The organism is Streptomyces sp. NPDC029122 (genome assembly GCF_055569445.1).
This window is the reverse complement of the sequence record NZ_JBVHWK010000002.1, coordinates 386,472-399,922: the sequence shown is the minus strand read 5'-3', so window position 1 is coordinate 399,922 and position 13,451 is coordinate 386,472. Positions and strand designations below refer to the sequence as shown.

The following is a 13,451-nucleotide window of genomic DNA, read 5'->3' as shown; positions in this document are numbered from 1 at the left end:
CGTTTCGGTCTCCGCGCGGGCCCGCGTCGCCCTTCAGCCGTCCGTGCCGGAGCGGGGTTCCGCCATGCCCCGGTGTACCTGTGCTTTCAGGCTGTCCGGCAGGACGCGGTTGGCCAGGCCCTGGGCCTTGGTCTTCCAGGAGCCGGCGACGACCTTGTCCTTGCCGGCCATCATCGCCTCGAAACCCTGCGCGGCCACCTGGGCCGGGTCGTCCTTACGCGCCCGGCCGACCCTCGTGTCCAGCATGCCGGCCCGTTCGAAGAACTCCGTGTCGGTCGGGCCGGGCATCAGCGCGGTGACGGTGACCCCGGTGTCCTTCAGCTCGTTCTGGAGCGCCTGGGCGAACGACTGCAGGAACGACTTGCCGGCGTTGTACACGGCGTGGAACGAACCCGGCACGGTGGACGCGATCGACGACGTGATCAGTACGCGCCCCTCCCCGTCCTCCACCATGCCCGGCAGCAGCAGTTTCGCGAGGTGGACGGTGGACGTGATGTTCAGTTCGATGATCTTCAGTTCGTCCGCCAGGCCGGTCCGCAGGAAGGGTCCGCCCTGCCCGACTCCCGCGTTCATCGCGACGGCCGCCACGGGCCGGCGCGTGGCCGTGACGGCGCGGTGGAGCTCCTCGACGCCGTCCCGGGTGCCGAGGTCGGTCCGGACGGCCTCCACGCGGGTGCCGTGGCCGGTCAGAGCGGCGGCGGCCGAGGCGAGGGCGTCGTCCTCCGCGGCGATGATCAGGTCGAAGCCGTGTTCGGCGAATTGCCTGGCCAGTTCGAAACCGATGCCGCTCGACGCACCGGTGACGACTGCCAGGGGGTTGGTCGTCTCCATGGCCGGCGCCTACCCGCACCCGGGCGTCCCATCGCCCCTTCAGGCCCGGCCCGTCCGCAAGAGGTCCAGGACCGCCCGCTCCACTGCGCCGTGGGTGGCGGGCCGGCCGAAGAGGCCGTCCTCGCCCAGCTCGTCCAGGGAGGCGGCGACGGTCTCGCCCTCCTCGTAGAGCTCGATGACACGGGGGTCGATGTAGGAGGCCCGGCATACGGCGGGCGTGTTCCCCAGGTATTCGCTCACCTCGCGCACGGCCCGCGCGACGACCTTCCCGCGCCGGGCGCGGGAGGCGTCCGAGGTGGCCTCGGAGACCGCCAGGGCGACCGCGGCCAGGACGGTGGCGTACCAGGTCCGGAAGTCCTTCGCGGTCACGTCCTCCCGTGCCCGTTCCCGCAGGTAGGCGTTGAGGTCCTCGGCGTGGACCTCGTGCCACGCGCCCCGTTCCCAGTACGCGAACAGCCGCGGGCCGGGGTCCTTGCGGCGGAGCAGTGCCCGGACCACCGCGTGGGCCTGGGCGTCGACCAGCGTGCGGTCGACCGTCCGGCCCGATTTGGCGGGGAAGTGGAGGCGGATCTCGCCGCCGCGGCAGACGGCGTGCTCGCGCAGCAGGGTGGTGAGGCCGTAGCTGCCGTTCTCCCGGGCGTAGCGTTCGCCGCCGATCCGCAGGAAGCCCAGGTCGAGCAGGCGGGTCATGCAGGCCAGGACCCGCACGCGGGGCAGTCCCCGTCCCGCGAGGTCCCGCGTCACCTCTTCCCGGAGCCGTGGCAGTGCCCGGGCCACGCGCTGGACGTGCTCGTGCTTGGCGGCGTCCTGCTGCTCACGGAAGCGCGGGTGGTAGAGGTACTGGCGCCGGCCCGCCGCGTCCGTGCCCACGGCCTGGATGTGCCCGCTGGACCAGGGGCAGATCCAGACTTCCCGCCAGGCCGGGGGGATCACGAGCGCGCGGGCCCGCTCCGCGTCCGCCTCGGGCAGGGGCCGGCCGTGGGTGTCCAGGTACCGGAATCCGCGCCCGTGGCGTACCCGTCGCCATCCGGGCGCGTGGGGATCACTGGTCCGCAGCCTCACGACAGCCGTCGGTCCGCGTCGCACCGGGTGCGCGGGGTCCGCGCCCGTCCCGAGCCGTCATCGGGCGGCGGCGGGAAGCGGTGCCCGCCGGCATCGGGGCTCTTCATGCCCGCCGCCTACCCGGGCGGGCGCGGCGGCATGCGGGGCGCGCGGGCCGGGGCCGGGTCCGGGTCCGGTGCGGAGGGCCCCGTGCGGGCCGGGTCTGCCCGGGGTCCCGGTGACCCGGCCGGTGCGGACGGCCGCGCGGGCGGGGACTGGCCGAGATGCCGGCGACCCCGCCGGTACGCACGGCCCACAGGGCCGGGACTGACCCGGATGCCGGTAACCGCCCGACCCACAGGGCCGGGACGACCCGCATGCGGTAACCCGGCCGGCACGCACGGCCCGCAGGGCGCTGGGCGTCCGTCGCACGGCGGGCGGTGCCGACGGCGCCGGCTCAGCCCGGCGTGCGGCGCCGGGTGCGGTCGGCCGCGCGCTGGTCGGGGGCAGCTACGGCGAGGGGCCGGCTCACGGGGGTGCGGTACCGGGGCCCGCCGCGGTCCATGCCCGACAGGACCCGGACCGGAACTCCGTAACCGGCAGGTCCCGGACCGGTAGGCCGCCCCTGCCAGGACCCGGCCGAAGGCCGTGCCTGCCGGGACCCGGAACGGAACGCCGTACCCGGCCGTGCCCGGACCGGAAGCTCACCCCTGCCGGAACCCGGACCGGAACGCCCTACCCGGCCGTGCCCGGACCGGAAGGCCGCCCCCCGGCAGGACCCGGCCCGGAGGCCGTCAGGCCGCCGCGCCCACCGCCACCGGGGCGGCCGGGCGGGACACGGCGGTGTCCGCCATCACCACGGGCGGCGTCGGGCGTCGGGGCCGGCGGCCCTTGAGCAGGTATCCGCAGGCGACGGCACCCGCCACGATCAGGCCGCCCGCGACCAGGGTGACCCGGACCCCCGCCAGCTCCATCAGCAGGCCGAGCGTGGGCGGCGCCGCGAGGCTCCACACCGTCCGGATGCTGGACCACGCACCCAGGACACGGCCCCGCATCCGGGCCGGGGGGTCGGTCTGCAGGACGGTGGACTGCGCCGTGTCGGCCACCGACTCCGCGACGGCCATCGGCAGGACGATCACCATCAGCGCGGCGAGGGACGGGGACACGCCCGCGAGGGCCTGGAGGAGTCCTCCGGCAGCCGTCAGCACGCCCACCATCCGAACCCCTGGGTTGCGCAGCCTGGCTCCCAGTACGGCACCGAGCAGGCCGCCCACGGCCAGGACGGTGGAGACCTTGCTGAAGGAGCCGGCGTTGCCGGCGAGGGGCCCGGCGACGAGCACGACCAGGGTCAGCGAGTAGTTCCGGCCGAAGAGCGCGCTCACCGCGTTCATGGCGGCGAGCGCCACGAGACGGGGACGGCTCATGAAGTAGGCCAGACCCTGGCGGGCGCTCAGCGTCTCGGCCGCGGGGGCCACCGACGGCGGGACGGCGGCCGGGGCGGCGGGCGGGACGGCGGGCCGCACCGGTTTGAGGAAGGGGATGACACCGGCCACGAACAGGAACGACAGGCCGTTCGCCACGTAGGCCGAGGCCGTGCCCATGACGCCGACGGCGAGGCCCGCGAGGGCGGCGCCCATGAGCCTTCCGGCACTGTGGACGAGCGAGCCCACACCGATGGCCGAGGGCACGTCCCGCGTGTGCACGAGGTCATTGCCCAGGAGCGAGCAGGCCGGTCCGTCGACGGTGGCGATGAGCCCGGTGACGGCGGCCAGGCCCATCAGGACCGGCAGGTTCAGCAGGTCCAGCCCGACGAGGACGGCGGTCACCAGGGCCACGGCTCCGAGCACGGCCTGGCTCACGGCCGCGGTCAGCTTGCGGGGCCAGCGGTCCACCGCGGCGCCGCCGAGCAGGCCGAAGAGCAGACCGGGAGCGGCCTGCACCGAGATGGACAGTCCGGTGGCGGCGGCGGATCCGGTGATCTGGAGGACCAGCAGGTTCTGGACGGTCAGCTGCATCCAGGTGCCGGCGTTGGACACCAGGCTGGCCGCCGCCCACCACCGCATGCTGCGGTAGCGCAGGCAGCGCCACGGCGAGCGGTCGGCGGGGGCGTCGGGCCGGGCGGACGGCGACTCCGCGGCGGAGGACGTGACGGGAGAAGGGGAGGAGGGCAGGGCGGAGGATGTGGCAGACACAGGGGCGGCACTCGGGAACGGCCGCGGGGTGCGGCTGGCGACAGGGATCGGCGGGCGGTGTTCCGCCCCGGCGGCGCACGGCCCTGAGGCTGCGGTGCGGCGGACGGCGACGAGCGCGCCGCAACCATGGTGGCAGACCTTGCCGGCCCGTCCCGGTCTCCGGGGGGCCGGCGGACGGCCGGCTGCCCCAGGTCCCCGGGTCTCGGGGCGAGTTGGGCGCGGGGTGGGGTTGCTCACACGGCTCACACGGCTCATACGGCGCATACGGCGCACCCGGCGCGGCCGCGACTTCCCGTCACCGGCCGCGCCGGGGGGAGGGGGCCGGCGGTGATCAGTGCCTCCGCCGCCGGCAGGGCCCGTACGCGACGCCGCGCCGGCCGCTGGGGACGCGCAGGGCGGGCACCGCGTCCTCCGGTCCGGCGGGCCCTCACCCGTCCGGACGTACGCGGCCGGGCACGGCTGTCCGCCGTCTCCGCGACACTTCGGCGCGGTCCGGCCCGTCCGCCCCGAAGGTCACTGCCACAGTGTGGCCGTGCCGTCCTCGGCGGGCCGCCCGGCCCGTCCACCCGTACGGCGGCGCGGAAGGAGAGTGGCACGTGACCGCAGCACAGGCAGATCTGGGCGGCAAGCTGGCGCTGGTGACGGGAGGGGCGCGCGGGCTGGGCGCGGCCATCTCGCGGCGGCTGGCCGCGGCGGGAGCCACCGTCCTGGTGGCGGACGTGCGCAAGGACCTCGCGCAGGAGTTGTGCGCGGACCTGCTGGTGGCCGGCGGCCAGGCGCGGTTCGTGGAGCTGGACGTGTGTGACCCCCAAGCGGTCGCGGCCGTGTTCCGGGACATCGAGGAGGACGGCCGGGCGGTCGACATCCTGGTCAACAACGCCGCGGTGGACGTGTCCAAGGCCGTCGAGCAGCTGTCGGCGGAGGAGGTCACGCGCGTGGTCACGACCAACCTGCTGGGGCCGATGTACCTCTGTCTGGAGTCCTACCGGCGCATGGTGGCCCGGGGCGGCGGCCACATCGTGAACATCCTGTCGACCGCGGCCAACCGGACGTGGACCGAGGCCGGTCCGTACGCCGCCAGCAAGACGGGCCTGCGGGCCTTCACCCACACGCTCTTCAAGGAGGCGCAGCGGGACTGCGCGGGCATCGGGATCACCGGCGTCATCGCGGGCGGCATGGAGACCGGCTTCATCCTGGAGCGTTTCCCGGACGCCGACGTGTCGATGCTGCAGAGCCCGGACATCGTGGCCGACACGGTCATGTACGCGCTGTCGGTGCCCGTCGGGAGCGTGGTGCCCGAGCTCGTCGTGGTGCCGCGGTGCGAGCCGTCCTGGCCCTGATCCGGAGCGGGGGGGTCACGCGGCGTCATCACTCCAATGCGGCGTGAACGTGCCGACGGCCGGGTCCGCGTGCACGCTGGGATCCTCTGGCGGCCCTGCGGGGCCGGCCGACGCGTACGGGGCCGCTGCCGCCCCACCGAGACCTCCGCGTCGCGCGGCTCCCTGTTCCCATAGGAGATGACCATGGGTAGTCCCCCGGCCCGACGCTGGTCGCACGCCGTCGTCACGGGCGGCGCCGGTTTCGTCGGATCCCACCTCTGCTCCGCCCTCGTGGACTCCGGCACCGCGGTGACCTGCGTCGACGACTTCAGCACCGGCCGCCGGGCGAACGTGGAGCACCTCATCGGGCGCGCGGACTTCGTCCTGCGCGAAGCGAACGTGTCCGAGGGGTTCACGGTGGACCGTGCGCCCGACCTCGTCCTGCACCTGGCCTCCCCGGCGTCTCCCGCCGACTACCTCCGGCTGCCGCTGCACACCCTGGACGCCGGCAGCCTCGGTGTCCGCAACGCGCTGGAGCTGGCGCACCGCAGCGAGGCGCGCTTCGTGCTGGCCTCGACGTCCGAGGTGTACGGCGACCCCCTGGAACACCCGCAGAACGAGCGCTACTGGGGCAATGTGAACCCGGTCGGCCCGCGCAGCGTCTACGACGAGGCGAAACGGTTCGGCGAGGCACTGGCCACGGCGCACGCGACGGCCCTGGGCACGGACGTGGCCATCGTCCGGCTGTTCAACACCTACGGCCCCCGGATGCGGGGGTACGACGGGCGCGCCGTCCCGACGTTCATCCGGCAGGCGCTCACCGGCGCGCCGCTCACCGTCACCGGTGACGGTCTCCAGACGCGCTCGCTGTGCTACGTCGACGACACCGTGGCCGGGATCCTCGCGATGGCGGCGCACGGCATGCGGGGACCGGTGAACATCGGCAACCCGGTCGAGATCACCATGCTCGAGCTGGCCCGTTACATCCGGCACCTGACCGGCTCCCCCTCGGAGATCGCCTTCATCGAGCGGCCCACCGACGATCCCGCCGTGCGCTGCCCGGACATCACGCTGGCGCGCGACAAACTGCAATGGGAGCCGGCGGTGGCGGCCGAGGAAGGCCTGCGCCGCACGATCGAATGGTTCCGCGCCCATCTCGACGACTGACCGGCGGACGCTCCCGGTACCGCACGCCCTGTCCGGGCGGGCGGTGTCCGGCGCCCCGTCCCGGTGCCCCGATCCCGCCGGCCGAAAGGCTCGTACCGCCATGCGTGTGCTCGGCATCAACGCACTCTTCCACGACCCCTCCGCCGCCCTCGTCATCGACGGCACGACCGTGGCCGCCGCCGAGGAGGAACGTTTCTCCCGTCGCAAGCACGGCAAGCGGCCCGTGCCCTTCTCCGCCTGGGAACTGCCCGAACGGGCAGCGGCCTGGTGCCTGCGGTACGCCGGGCTGCGCCCCCAGGACCTCGACGTGGTCGCCTACGCCTACGACCCGGAACTGGCCCTGCCGGCCGCGGACATGGGACTGCACGACCCCTGGGACCACCTGCGGCAGACCTACGCGCGCGAGGCGCCCGGGTTCCTGGCGACGGCCCTTCCGGGCCTCGACCCGGGCATCGTCCGCTTCGTACCGCACCACATGTCCCACGCCGCCTCCGGCGCCTTCGCCGCCGACGGGGCCGAACGCAGCTCCGTCCTGGTCCTGGACGGACGCGGGGAGCGCGGCTCCCACCTGGCGGCGACCCGCAGGGGCAACCGGCTGGAACCGCTGCGCGCGCAGGAACTGCCGCACTCGCTGGGGCTGGTGTACGAGGAACTGACCGACCACCTCGGCTTCCTGCGGTCCAGCGACGAGTTCAAGGTGATGGCCCTGGCGTCGCACGGCCGGCCCCGGATGCTGCCCGAGCTGCGCCGCCACGTCTTCCCCACCGGCGACGGCGGGTTCCACGCCTCGGACGTCCCCTGGCACGAGCTGTGCCCGCCGCGCGGCCCGGACGAACCGTGGACGCAGGAGCACGCCGATACGGCGGCCAGCGCCCAGGCGGTCCTGGAGGAGACCCTGCTCGACCTGACCCGGTGGCTGCACGGCCGCACGCACGACCAGGTGCTCACCCTTGCGGGCGGGGTCGCGCTGAACTGCGTCGCCAACGCCCGGATCGCACGCGAAGGCCCCTTCTCCCGGGTCTGGGTCCAGCCCGCCGCGGGCGACGCCGGTACGGCGCTGGGGGCGGCCCTGCTGGTGGCCGCCACGGAGGGTGACGCCGTGGAGCCCATGGCGGGCGCCGACCTGGGCCGCGACTGGTCGGACGCGGAGCTCGGCGGATGGCTGAAGACGGCGGGCGTGCCCTTCGAGCGGCCGGCGGACATCGCGGCGACGGTGGCCGAGGCGCTGGCGGACAACGCCATCGTGGCCTGGTTCCAGGGGCGTTCGGAGTTCGGGCCGCGGGCCCTGGGGCACCGGTCCCTGCTCGCGCACCCCGGCCACGCCGGGAACCTCGAACGGCTGAACGACGTCAAGGGGCGCGAGCAGTTCCGTCCGGTGGCGCCCATGGTCCTGGAGGACCGCGCCGCGGAGATCTTCGACGGGCCGCTGCCCAGCCCGTACATGCTGTTCGTCCACGACGTCGCCCCGGAGTGGCGCGAGCGCGTCCCGGCGGTCGTCCACGTCGACGGCACGGCGCGCATCCAGACGGTCAGCTCCGCGCGCGAACCGCTGGTGGCCCGGATGCTGACCGAGTTCGAGCGGCGCACCGGACTGCCCGTGGTCGTCAACACCAGCCTCAACACGGCCGGGCGGCCGATGGTGGACGATCCCCGGGACGCCCTGGAGTGCTTCGGTTCCTCACCGGTCGACCTGCTCGCCATCGGACCGTACGCCGTCCGGCGCGGCGGTCTCTTCGCGGCGGGAGAGGGCGCGTGAGCGCGGCGACGGGGTACGCGTCGGTCCCGCCCTACGCGGTGGTCGTGCCCACGGTGGGACGGCCGAGCCTCCGCGTCTGCCTGGAGGCCCTGGACGCGGCGACGGCGGACGGACCGCGGCCCGACCGGGTGGTGATCGTGCACGACCGGCCGGCACCCGACGGAACCGTGCCGCCCGTCGACGTGCCCGAACGGCTGCGCGAGGTCACTGTCGTGGTGCCGGGGGCGGGGCGCGGGCCGGCCGCGGCCCGCAACGCCGGGATGCGGGAGGCCGGCCCGGCACCCTGGATCGTCTTCCTGGACGACGACGTGGTCCCCGGGCCGGCATGGGGTCGCGAGCTGGCCCGCGATCTGACATCGGCCTCCCGCGACACGGCCGCGGTCACCGCCCGCATCGACGTACCGCTGCCCGTCCGCCGGCGCCCCACGGACTGGGAGCGCAATACGGCCGGGCTGGCGACCGCGCGCTGGATCACCGCCGACATGGCCTTCCGGCGTACGGCCCTTGAGGCGTCCGGCGGCTTCGACGAACGCTTCCGGCGCGCCTTCCGGGAGGACGCCGACCTGGCCCTGCGCCTGCTGGACGGCGGCTGGACGCTGGCCTCGGGCACCCGGCGGACCACCCACCCGGTACGGCCCGCCGACCGGTGGATCTCCGTGCGCCTCCAGGAGGGCAACGCCGACGACGTACTGATGAGCAGGCTGCACGGGCGCGACTGGTGGCACCGCGCCGGGGCGCCGCGGGGCCGGCTCCCGCGCCACCTCGCGGTGAGCACGGCGGCCGGCCTGACCGTGGGCTGCGCGCTGTCCGGCAGGGGCCGCGCCGCCACCGTCTGCGGCGCGGCCTGGCTGGCCGGGACCGCGGAATTCGCGGCCGCGAGGATCGCCCCCGGGCCCCGTACCCGGTCCGAGGTCCTCACCATGGCCGTGACGAGCCTCCTCATCCCGCCCGTCGCCGCCTGGCACTGGCTGCGCGGCCACGTCGCGCACCGGGCCGTCCCGCGCGGGGCGCCCGCGCGCGGACCGGCGGCCGCCGCGGTGCCGGTCGCGGTGGGACCCGGGTCCGGGGAGGCGTCGCGCGCGCAGGTGGGGTCGTGACCGGCGGCGGCACGCGGGGCGCCGCCGGCGGCCCGTGGCTGTGGGACGGTCCCGCCCCCGCGCCGCCCGGCGGCGGCCCGGGTACGGCGGCCGCGCGCGGGCGGGGCGCGAGCGCGGAGTCGACGCTCCCCGACGCGGTCCTCTTCGACCGCGACGGGACGCTCGTCGTGGACGTGCCCTACAACGGCGACCCCGCCCGGGTGACCCCCATGCCGTCGGCCCGTGCCGCCGTGTCGGCCCTGCGGCGGCTGGGCGTCCCGCTGGGCGTGGTCAGCAACCAGTCGGGCGTGGCCCGCGGGCTGCTGACCCGGCAGCAGGTGCAGGCGGTCCGGCGCCGCGTCGACGCGCTGTTCGGCCCGTTCGCGCTGTGGGCGGTGTGCCCGCACGGACCCGATTCCGGCTGTGGCTGCCGCAAGCCCGCTCCGGGCCTGGTCACCGCCGCCTGCGAGCGGCTGGGCGCGTCGCCCGGGCGCACCGTGGTGATCGGCGACATCGGCTCCGACCTGGAAGCGGCCCGTTCGGCCGGGGCCCGCGCCGTGCTCGTCCCCACCCCCGCCACCCGTCCCGAGGAGGTCGCGGGGGCCGACGCCTGCGCGGCCGACCTGATGGCCGCGGTCCGCCTGGCCCTCGGCTCCGAACCCGTCGGGCCCTTCGCCACCCGCGGCCGGTCCTCGGGGCGGGCGCGGTGAGCGCCCCGCGCACCCTGGTGGTGCGGCTGGACAGCGCCGGCGACGTCCTGCTCAGCGGTCCAGCCGTACGGGCCGTGGCCGCCGGCTCCTCGTACACCGCGCTGCTGTGCGGCTCGTCCGGAATCGCGGCCGCCCGGCTGCTGCCGGGCGTGGACCGGATCCTGGTGCACGATGCCGCCTGGGTCGGGCTGCGGCCCGCCCGGACCTCCCGCGAAGAGTGCGACATGCTGGTGGACGCGCTGGCGGCGGAGCACTTCGACCGCGCCGTCATCCTGGTCTCCTACCACCAGAGCCCCCTGCCCGCCGCTCTGCTGCTCGCCATGGCGGGCGTGCCGTCCGTGGCGGCCGACTGCGAGGACTACCCCGGGTCCCTGCTCACGCTGCGCCACCACCGGCTGCCCGGACGGCACGAGACCGAGGCCGCCCTCGACCTGGTACGGGACTTCGGCTTCGCCCTGCCGGCCGGTGACGACGGGGCGCTCCGGGTCGGCGCGCCGCCCGACACGACCCGGCTGACCGGTCCGGAACCGTACGTGGTGCTGCATCCGGGAGCCGCCGTCGCGGCCCGTTCGTGGAGCCCCGACCGTGCGGCCCGCGCCTGTGCCGCCCTGCACGCCGCCGGGCACCGGGTGGTGATCACGGGCAGCGCCGCCGAGAAGGAGCTGACGTCCCGGGTCGCCGGCCACCACGCGCTGGACCTGGGCGGGGTGACGACGGACCTGCACGAGCTGGCGGGCGTCCTCGCCGGGGCCCGCGCGGTGGTCACCGGGAACACCGGCCCGGCCCACCTCGCGGCCGCCGTCGGCACACCGGTCGCGTGCCTGTTCGCGCCGGTGGTGCCCGCCGAGCGCTGGCGCCCGTACCGCGTGCCGCACGTCCTGCTCGGCGATCAGCACGCCGCCTGCGCCGGGAGCAGGGCCCGTGACTGTCCCGTCGCGGGCCACCCCTGCCTCGACTCGGTGACCGACGCCGACGTGCTCGCGGCCCTGGAGTCCCTGATCGCACCGGACCCGGCGGCCGGGCGGGCCGGGGGCGGACGGCCGCACCCTGCGGAACCCCGGGAGACCGAGCGAGGAGCGAACGTATGAACATCCTGCTGTGGCACGTGCACGGTTCCTGGACCACGGCGTTCGTCCAGGGCCCCCACTCCTACCTGGTCCCCGTCACGGCGGACCGCGGCCCGGACGGCCTCGGCCGGGCCCGGACCTTCGAGTGGCCGGAGTCGGTGCGCGAGGTCGCCGTGGACGAACTGCGGCGGACACCGGTCGACCTCGTCGTACTGCAACGGCCGCACGAGTGGGAACTCGCCGAGCGCTGGCTGGGCAGACGGCCCGGCCGCGACGTGCCGGCGGTCTACCTGGAGCACAACGCGCCGGCGGGGGCGGTGCCGGACACCCGCCACCCGTTCGCCGACCGCCCCGACCTGACGCTGGTCCACGTGACGCACTTCAACCGCCTGTTCTGGGACAACGGCGGTACCCGCACCGTGGTCATCGAGCACGGCATCGTCGACCCCGGCCACCTGTACACCGGGCGGCTCCCCCGGGCGGCGGTGGTCGTCAACGACCCCGTCCGCCGCGGCCGGTTCACCGGTACCGATCTGCTTCCGGGGCTGGCCGAAGCGGCGCCGCTCGACGTCTTCGGCATGCGCACGGAGGGGCTGGCCGCGCACCTGGGCCTGCCCGCCGACCGCTGCCGCGCCCAGGACCTGCCGCAGCGCGACCTGCACGCCGCGATGGCGGAACGCCGCCTCTACCTGCACCCGGTGCGGTGGACCTCGCTCGGCCTGTCGCTCCTGGAGGCCATGCACCTGGGCATGCCCGTCGTGACCCTCGCCACCACCGAGGCGGTGGAAGCCGTACCCGCCGGGGCGGGTGTCCTCTCGACCCGGCCCGAGGAACTGGCCCGGGCGGCACGCCACTACGTCAACGAGCCGGAAGCGGCCGCCGAGGACGGCGCCCGGGCCCGGCAGGCGGCCCTCGAACGGTACGGGCTCAAACGCTTCCTGGACGACTGGGAACGCCTGTTCTCGGAGGTGCGGTCATGAGGGTGTCCAGCCGCTCCCGGGGACCCCGCCCGCTGTCGATCGCCCTGGTCTCCGAGCACGCCAGCCCCCTCGCGGCCCTCGGAGGCGTGGACGCGGGCGGCCAGAACGTGCACGTCGCCGCCCTCGCCGGCGCACTGGCGGACCGCGGCCACCACGTCACCGTGTACACCCGGCGGGACGGCCATGACCTGCCGGAGCGGACCCGCATGCGCCCGGGCGTGGAGGTCCACCACGTACCGGCCGGCCCCGCGGAGCCGATCCCCAAGGACGAACTCCTCCCCCACATGCGGGATTTCGGCTACCACCTCGTCAACGAGTGGCAGGCGGGGGCACCGGACATCGTGCACGCCCACTTCTGGATGTCGGGCGTGGCGTCGCTGCTCGCGGCGCAGGAACACCGCCTGCCCCTCCTGCACACCTACCACGCCCTGGGCAGCGTCAAGAAGCGCCACCAGGGAAGCTCCGACACCAGTCCGGCCGCCCGGATCGCCCTGGAGAAGGAGGTCGGGCTGCGGTGCGACCGGGTCATCGCCACCTGCCGGGACGAGGTCTCCGAGCTCGCCCTCATGGGGGTGGGCCCGGACAAGGCCGACATCGTGCCCTGCGGGGTCGATCCGAAGCGCTTCCGCCCGCCGGCTCCCGGCGCGGAGCAGCGCTCCGGACCCCGGTACCGGCTGCTGCAGCTGGGCCGGCTGGTCCCCCGCAAGGGAGCGGCCCTGTCCATCGCCGCGCTGGCACACCTGCCGGGGGCCGAGCTGCTCATCGCCGGCGGGCCGCCCTCCGACGCGCTCGACCGCGACCCGGAGGTCCGCCGGCTCCGGGGCATCGCCCGGGGCGCCGGCGTGGCCGACCGGGTGCGCTTCCTGGGCGCGGTGTCCGGCGACCGGGTCCCCGGCCTGATCGGCACCTGCGACGTGGTGCTGTGCCCGGCCGACTACGAACCGTTCGGGATCGTGCCGCTCGAGGCGATGGCGTGCGGCCGCCCCGTGGTCGCCAGCGCCGTCGGCGGCCAGTTGGACACCGTGGCCGACGGCGAGACGGGTCTGCTGGTCCCGCCCGGTGACGTCGCCGCGCTGGCCTCGGCCGTGGCCGTGCTGCTGGACGACCCGGCGAGGCGTCTGGCGTACGGGAAGGCCGGCCGCCGCAGGGTGCTGGACCGGTACGGGTGGGACCGGGTGGCGGCCGCCACGGAAGCCGTCTACCGGTCCGTCCTCACCGCCCGGTTCAGCGTCGCGGAGCCGGTGTGAAACGTCCGCCGCCCCCGCCGAACGACTCCCCCGTTCCGAAGTCAGAAGGAGGTGCGGCCCGGCCG

Annotated in this window: 11 protein-coding genes; 8 read left to right on the top strand and 3 right to left on the bottom strand. The window is 75.5% G+C overall.

The genetic code is table 11. From position 1 onward, the window contains the following. Positions 1–33: 33 nt before the first annotated feature. The 3 genes from ACZ4WZ_RS04190 to ACZ4WZ_RS04180 all read right to left on the bottom strand — a co-directional run bounded on the left by ACZ4WZ_RS04190 (position 34) and on the right by ACZ4WZ_RS04180 (position 3,935). Positions 34–831, bottom strand: a complete 798-nt coding sequence (locus ACZ4WZ_RS04190; RefSeq protein WP_467884786.1) for an SDR family NAD(P)-dependent oxidoreductase — start codon at positions 829–831, stop codon at positions 34–36. A 39-nt stretch (positions 832–870) separates the two neighbouring features. Beyond that, positions 871–1,893, bottom strand: a complete 1,023-nt coding sequence (locus tag ACZ4WZ_RS04185; RefSeq protein ID WP_467884784.1) for a DNA topoisomerase IB — start codon at positions 1,891–1,893, stop codon at positions 871–873. Positions 1,894–2,666: 773 nt separating this feature from the next. Then, the gene (locus ACZ4WZ_RS04180; protein WP_467884994.1) at positions 2,667–3,935 is read right to left on the bottom strand and encodes an MFS transporter; all 1,269 of its coding nucleotides are present in this window, start codon (positions 3,933–3,935) and stop codon (positions 2,667–2,669) included. Positions 3,936–4,660: 725 nt separating this feature from the next. Between ACZ4WZ_RS04180 and ACZ4WZ_RS04175 the strand changes: the two genes are divergently transcribed. The 8 genes from ACZ4WZ_RS04175 (at position 4,661) to ACZ4WZ_RS04140 (ending at position 13,386) form a co-directional block, all read left to right on the top strand. After that, positions 4,661–5,404 carry an SDR family oxidoreductase gene (locus ACZ4WZ_RS04175; RefSeq protein WP_467884782.1) on the top strand — a complete coding sequence of 248 codons (744 nt, stop codon included), beginning with the start codon at positions 4,661–4,663 and terminating at the stop codon, positions 5,402–5,404. Between the two features lie 183 nt (positions 5,405–5,587). Continuing rightward, the gene (locus ACZ4WZ_RS04170; protein WP_467884781.1) at positions 5,588–6,550 is read left to right on the top strand and encodes an NAD-dependent epimerase/dehydratase family protein; all 963 of its coding nucleotides are present in this window, start codon (positions 5,588–5,590) and stop codon (positions 6,548–6,550) included. Positions 6,551–6,650: 100 nt separating this feature from the next. Continuing rightward, entirely contained in the window at positions 6,651–8,306 is a 1,656-nt protein-coding gene (locus ACZ4WZ_RS04165; RefSeq protein ID WP_467884779.1) for a carbamoyltransferase family protein, read from the top strand. Continuing rightward, positions 8,303–9,403 carry a glycosyltransferase family 2 protein gene (locus ACZ4WZ_RS04160; protein ID WP_467884777.1) on the top strand — a complete coding sequence of 367 codons (1,101 nt, stop codon included), beginning with the start codon at positions 8,303–8,305 and terminating at the stop codon, positions 9,401–9,403. The genes ACZ4WZ_RS04165 and ACZ4WZ_RS04160 overlap by 4 nt, the downstream gene beginning before the upstream one ends. After that, positions 9,400–10,092: a D-glycero-alpha-D-manno-heptose-1,7-bisphosphate 7-phosphatase gene (locus tag ACZ4WZ_RS04155; RefSeq protein ID WP_467884776.1), complete on the top strand. Its 693-nt coding sequence runs from the start codon at positions 9,400–9,402 to the stop codon at positions 10,090–10,092. The genes ACZ4WZ_RS04160 and ACZ4WZ_RS04155 overlap by 4 nt, the downstream gene beginning before the upstream one ends. Beyond that, positions 10,089–11,180: a glycosyltransferase family 9 protein gene (locus tag ACZ4WZ_RS04150; RefSeq protein ID WP_467884775.1), complete on the top strand. Its 1,092-nt coding sequence runs from the start codon at positions 10,089–10,091 to the stop codon at positions 11,178–11,180. The genes ACZ4WZ_RS04155 and ACZ4WZ_RS04150 overlap by 4 nt, the downstream gene beginning before the upstream one ends. Further along, entirely contained in the window at positions 11,177–12,139 is a 963-nt protein-coding gene (locus tag ACZ4WZ_RS04145) for a glycosyltransferase (RefSeq protein WP_467884773.1), read from the top strand. Before ACZ4WZ_RS04150 ends, ACZ4WZ_RS04145 begins: the two co-directional genes overlap by 4 nt. Further along, on the top strand, positions 12,136–13,386 hold the full coding sequence (locus ACZ4WZ_RS04140; RefSeq protein ID WP_467884772.1) for a glycosyltransferase: 1,251 nt from the start codon (positions 12,136–12,138) through the stop codon (positions 13,384–13,386). The genes ACZ4WZ_RS04145 and ACZ4WZ_RS04140 overlap by 4 nt, the downstream gene beginning before the upstream one ends. The last annotated feature ends 65 nt before the right edge of the window (positions 13,387–13,451 follow it).

Bases quoted from the DNA above. Each gene is read 5' to 3' on its own strand.
- ACZ4WZ_RS04190 (WP_467884786.1), bottom strand. From the start codon at position 831: ATGGAGACGACCAACCCCCTGGCAGTCGTCACCGGTGCGTCGAGCGGC.
- ACZ4WZ_RS04180 (WP_467884994.1), bottom strand. From the start codon at position 3,935: ATGCGGTGGTGGGCGGCGGCCAGCCTGGTGTCCAACGCCGGCACCTGG.
- ACZ4WZ_RS04170 (WP_467884781.1), top strand. From the start codon at position 5,588: ATGGGTAGTCCCCCGGCCCGACGCTGGTCGCACGCCGTCGTCACGGGC.
- ACZ4WZ_RS04165 (WP_467884779.1), top strand. From the start codon at position 6,651: ATGCGTGTGCTCGGCATCAACGCACTCTTCCACGACCCCTCCGCCGCC.
- ACZ4WZ_RS04145 (WP_467884773.1), top strand. From the start codon at position 11,177: ATGAACATCCTGCTGTGGCACGTGCACGGTTCCTGGACCACGGCGTTC.
- ACZ4WZ_RS04140 (WP_467884772.1), top strand. From the start codon at position 12,136: ATGAGGGTGTCCAGCCGCTCCCGGGGACCCCGCCCGCTGTCGATCGCC.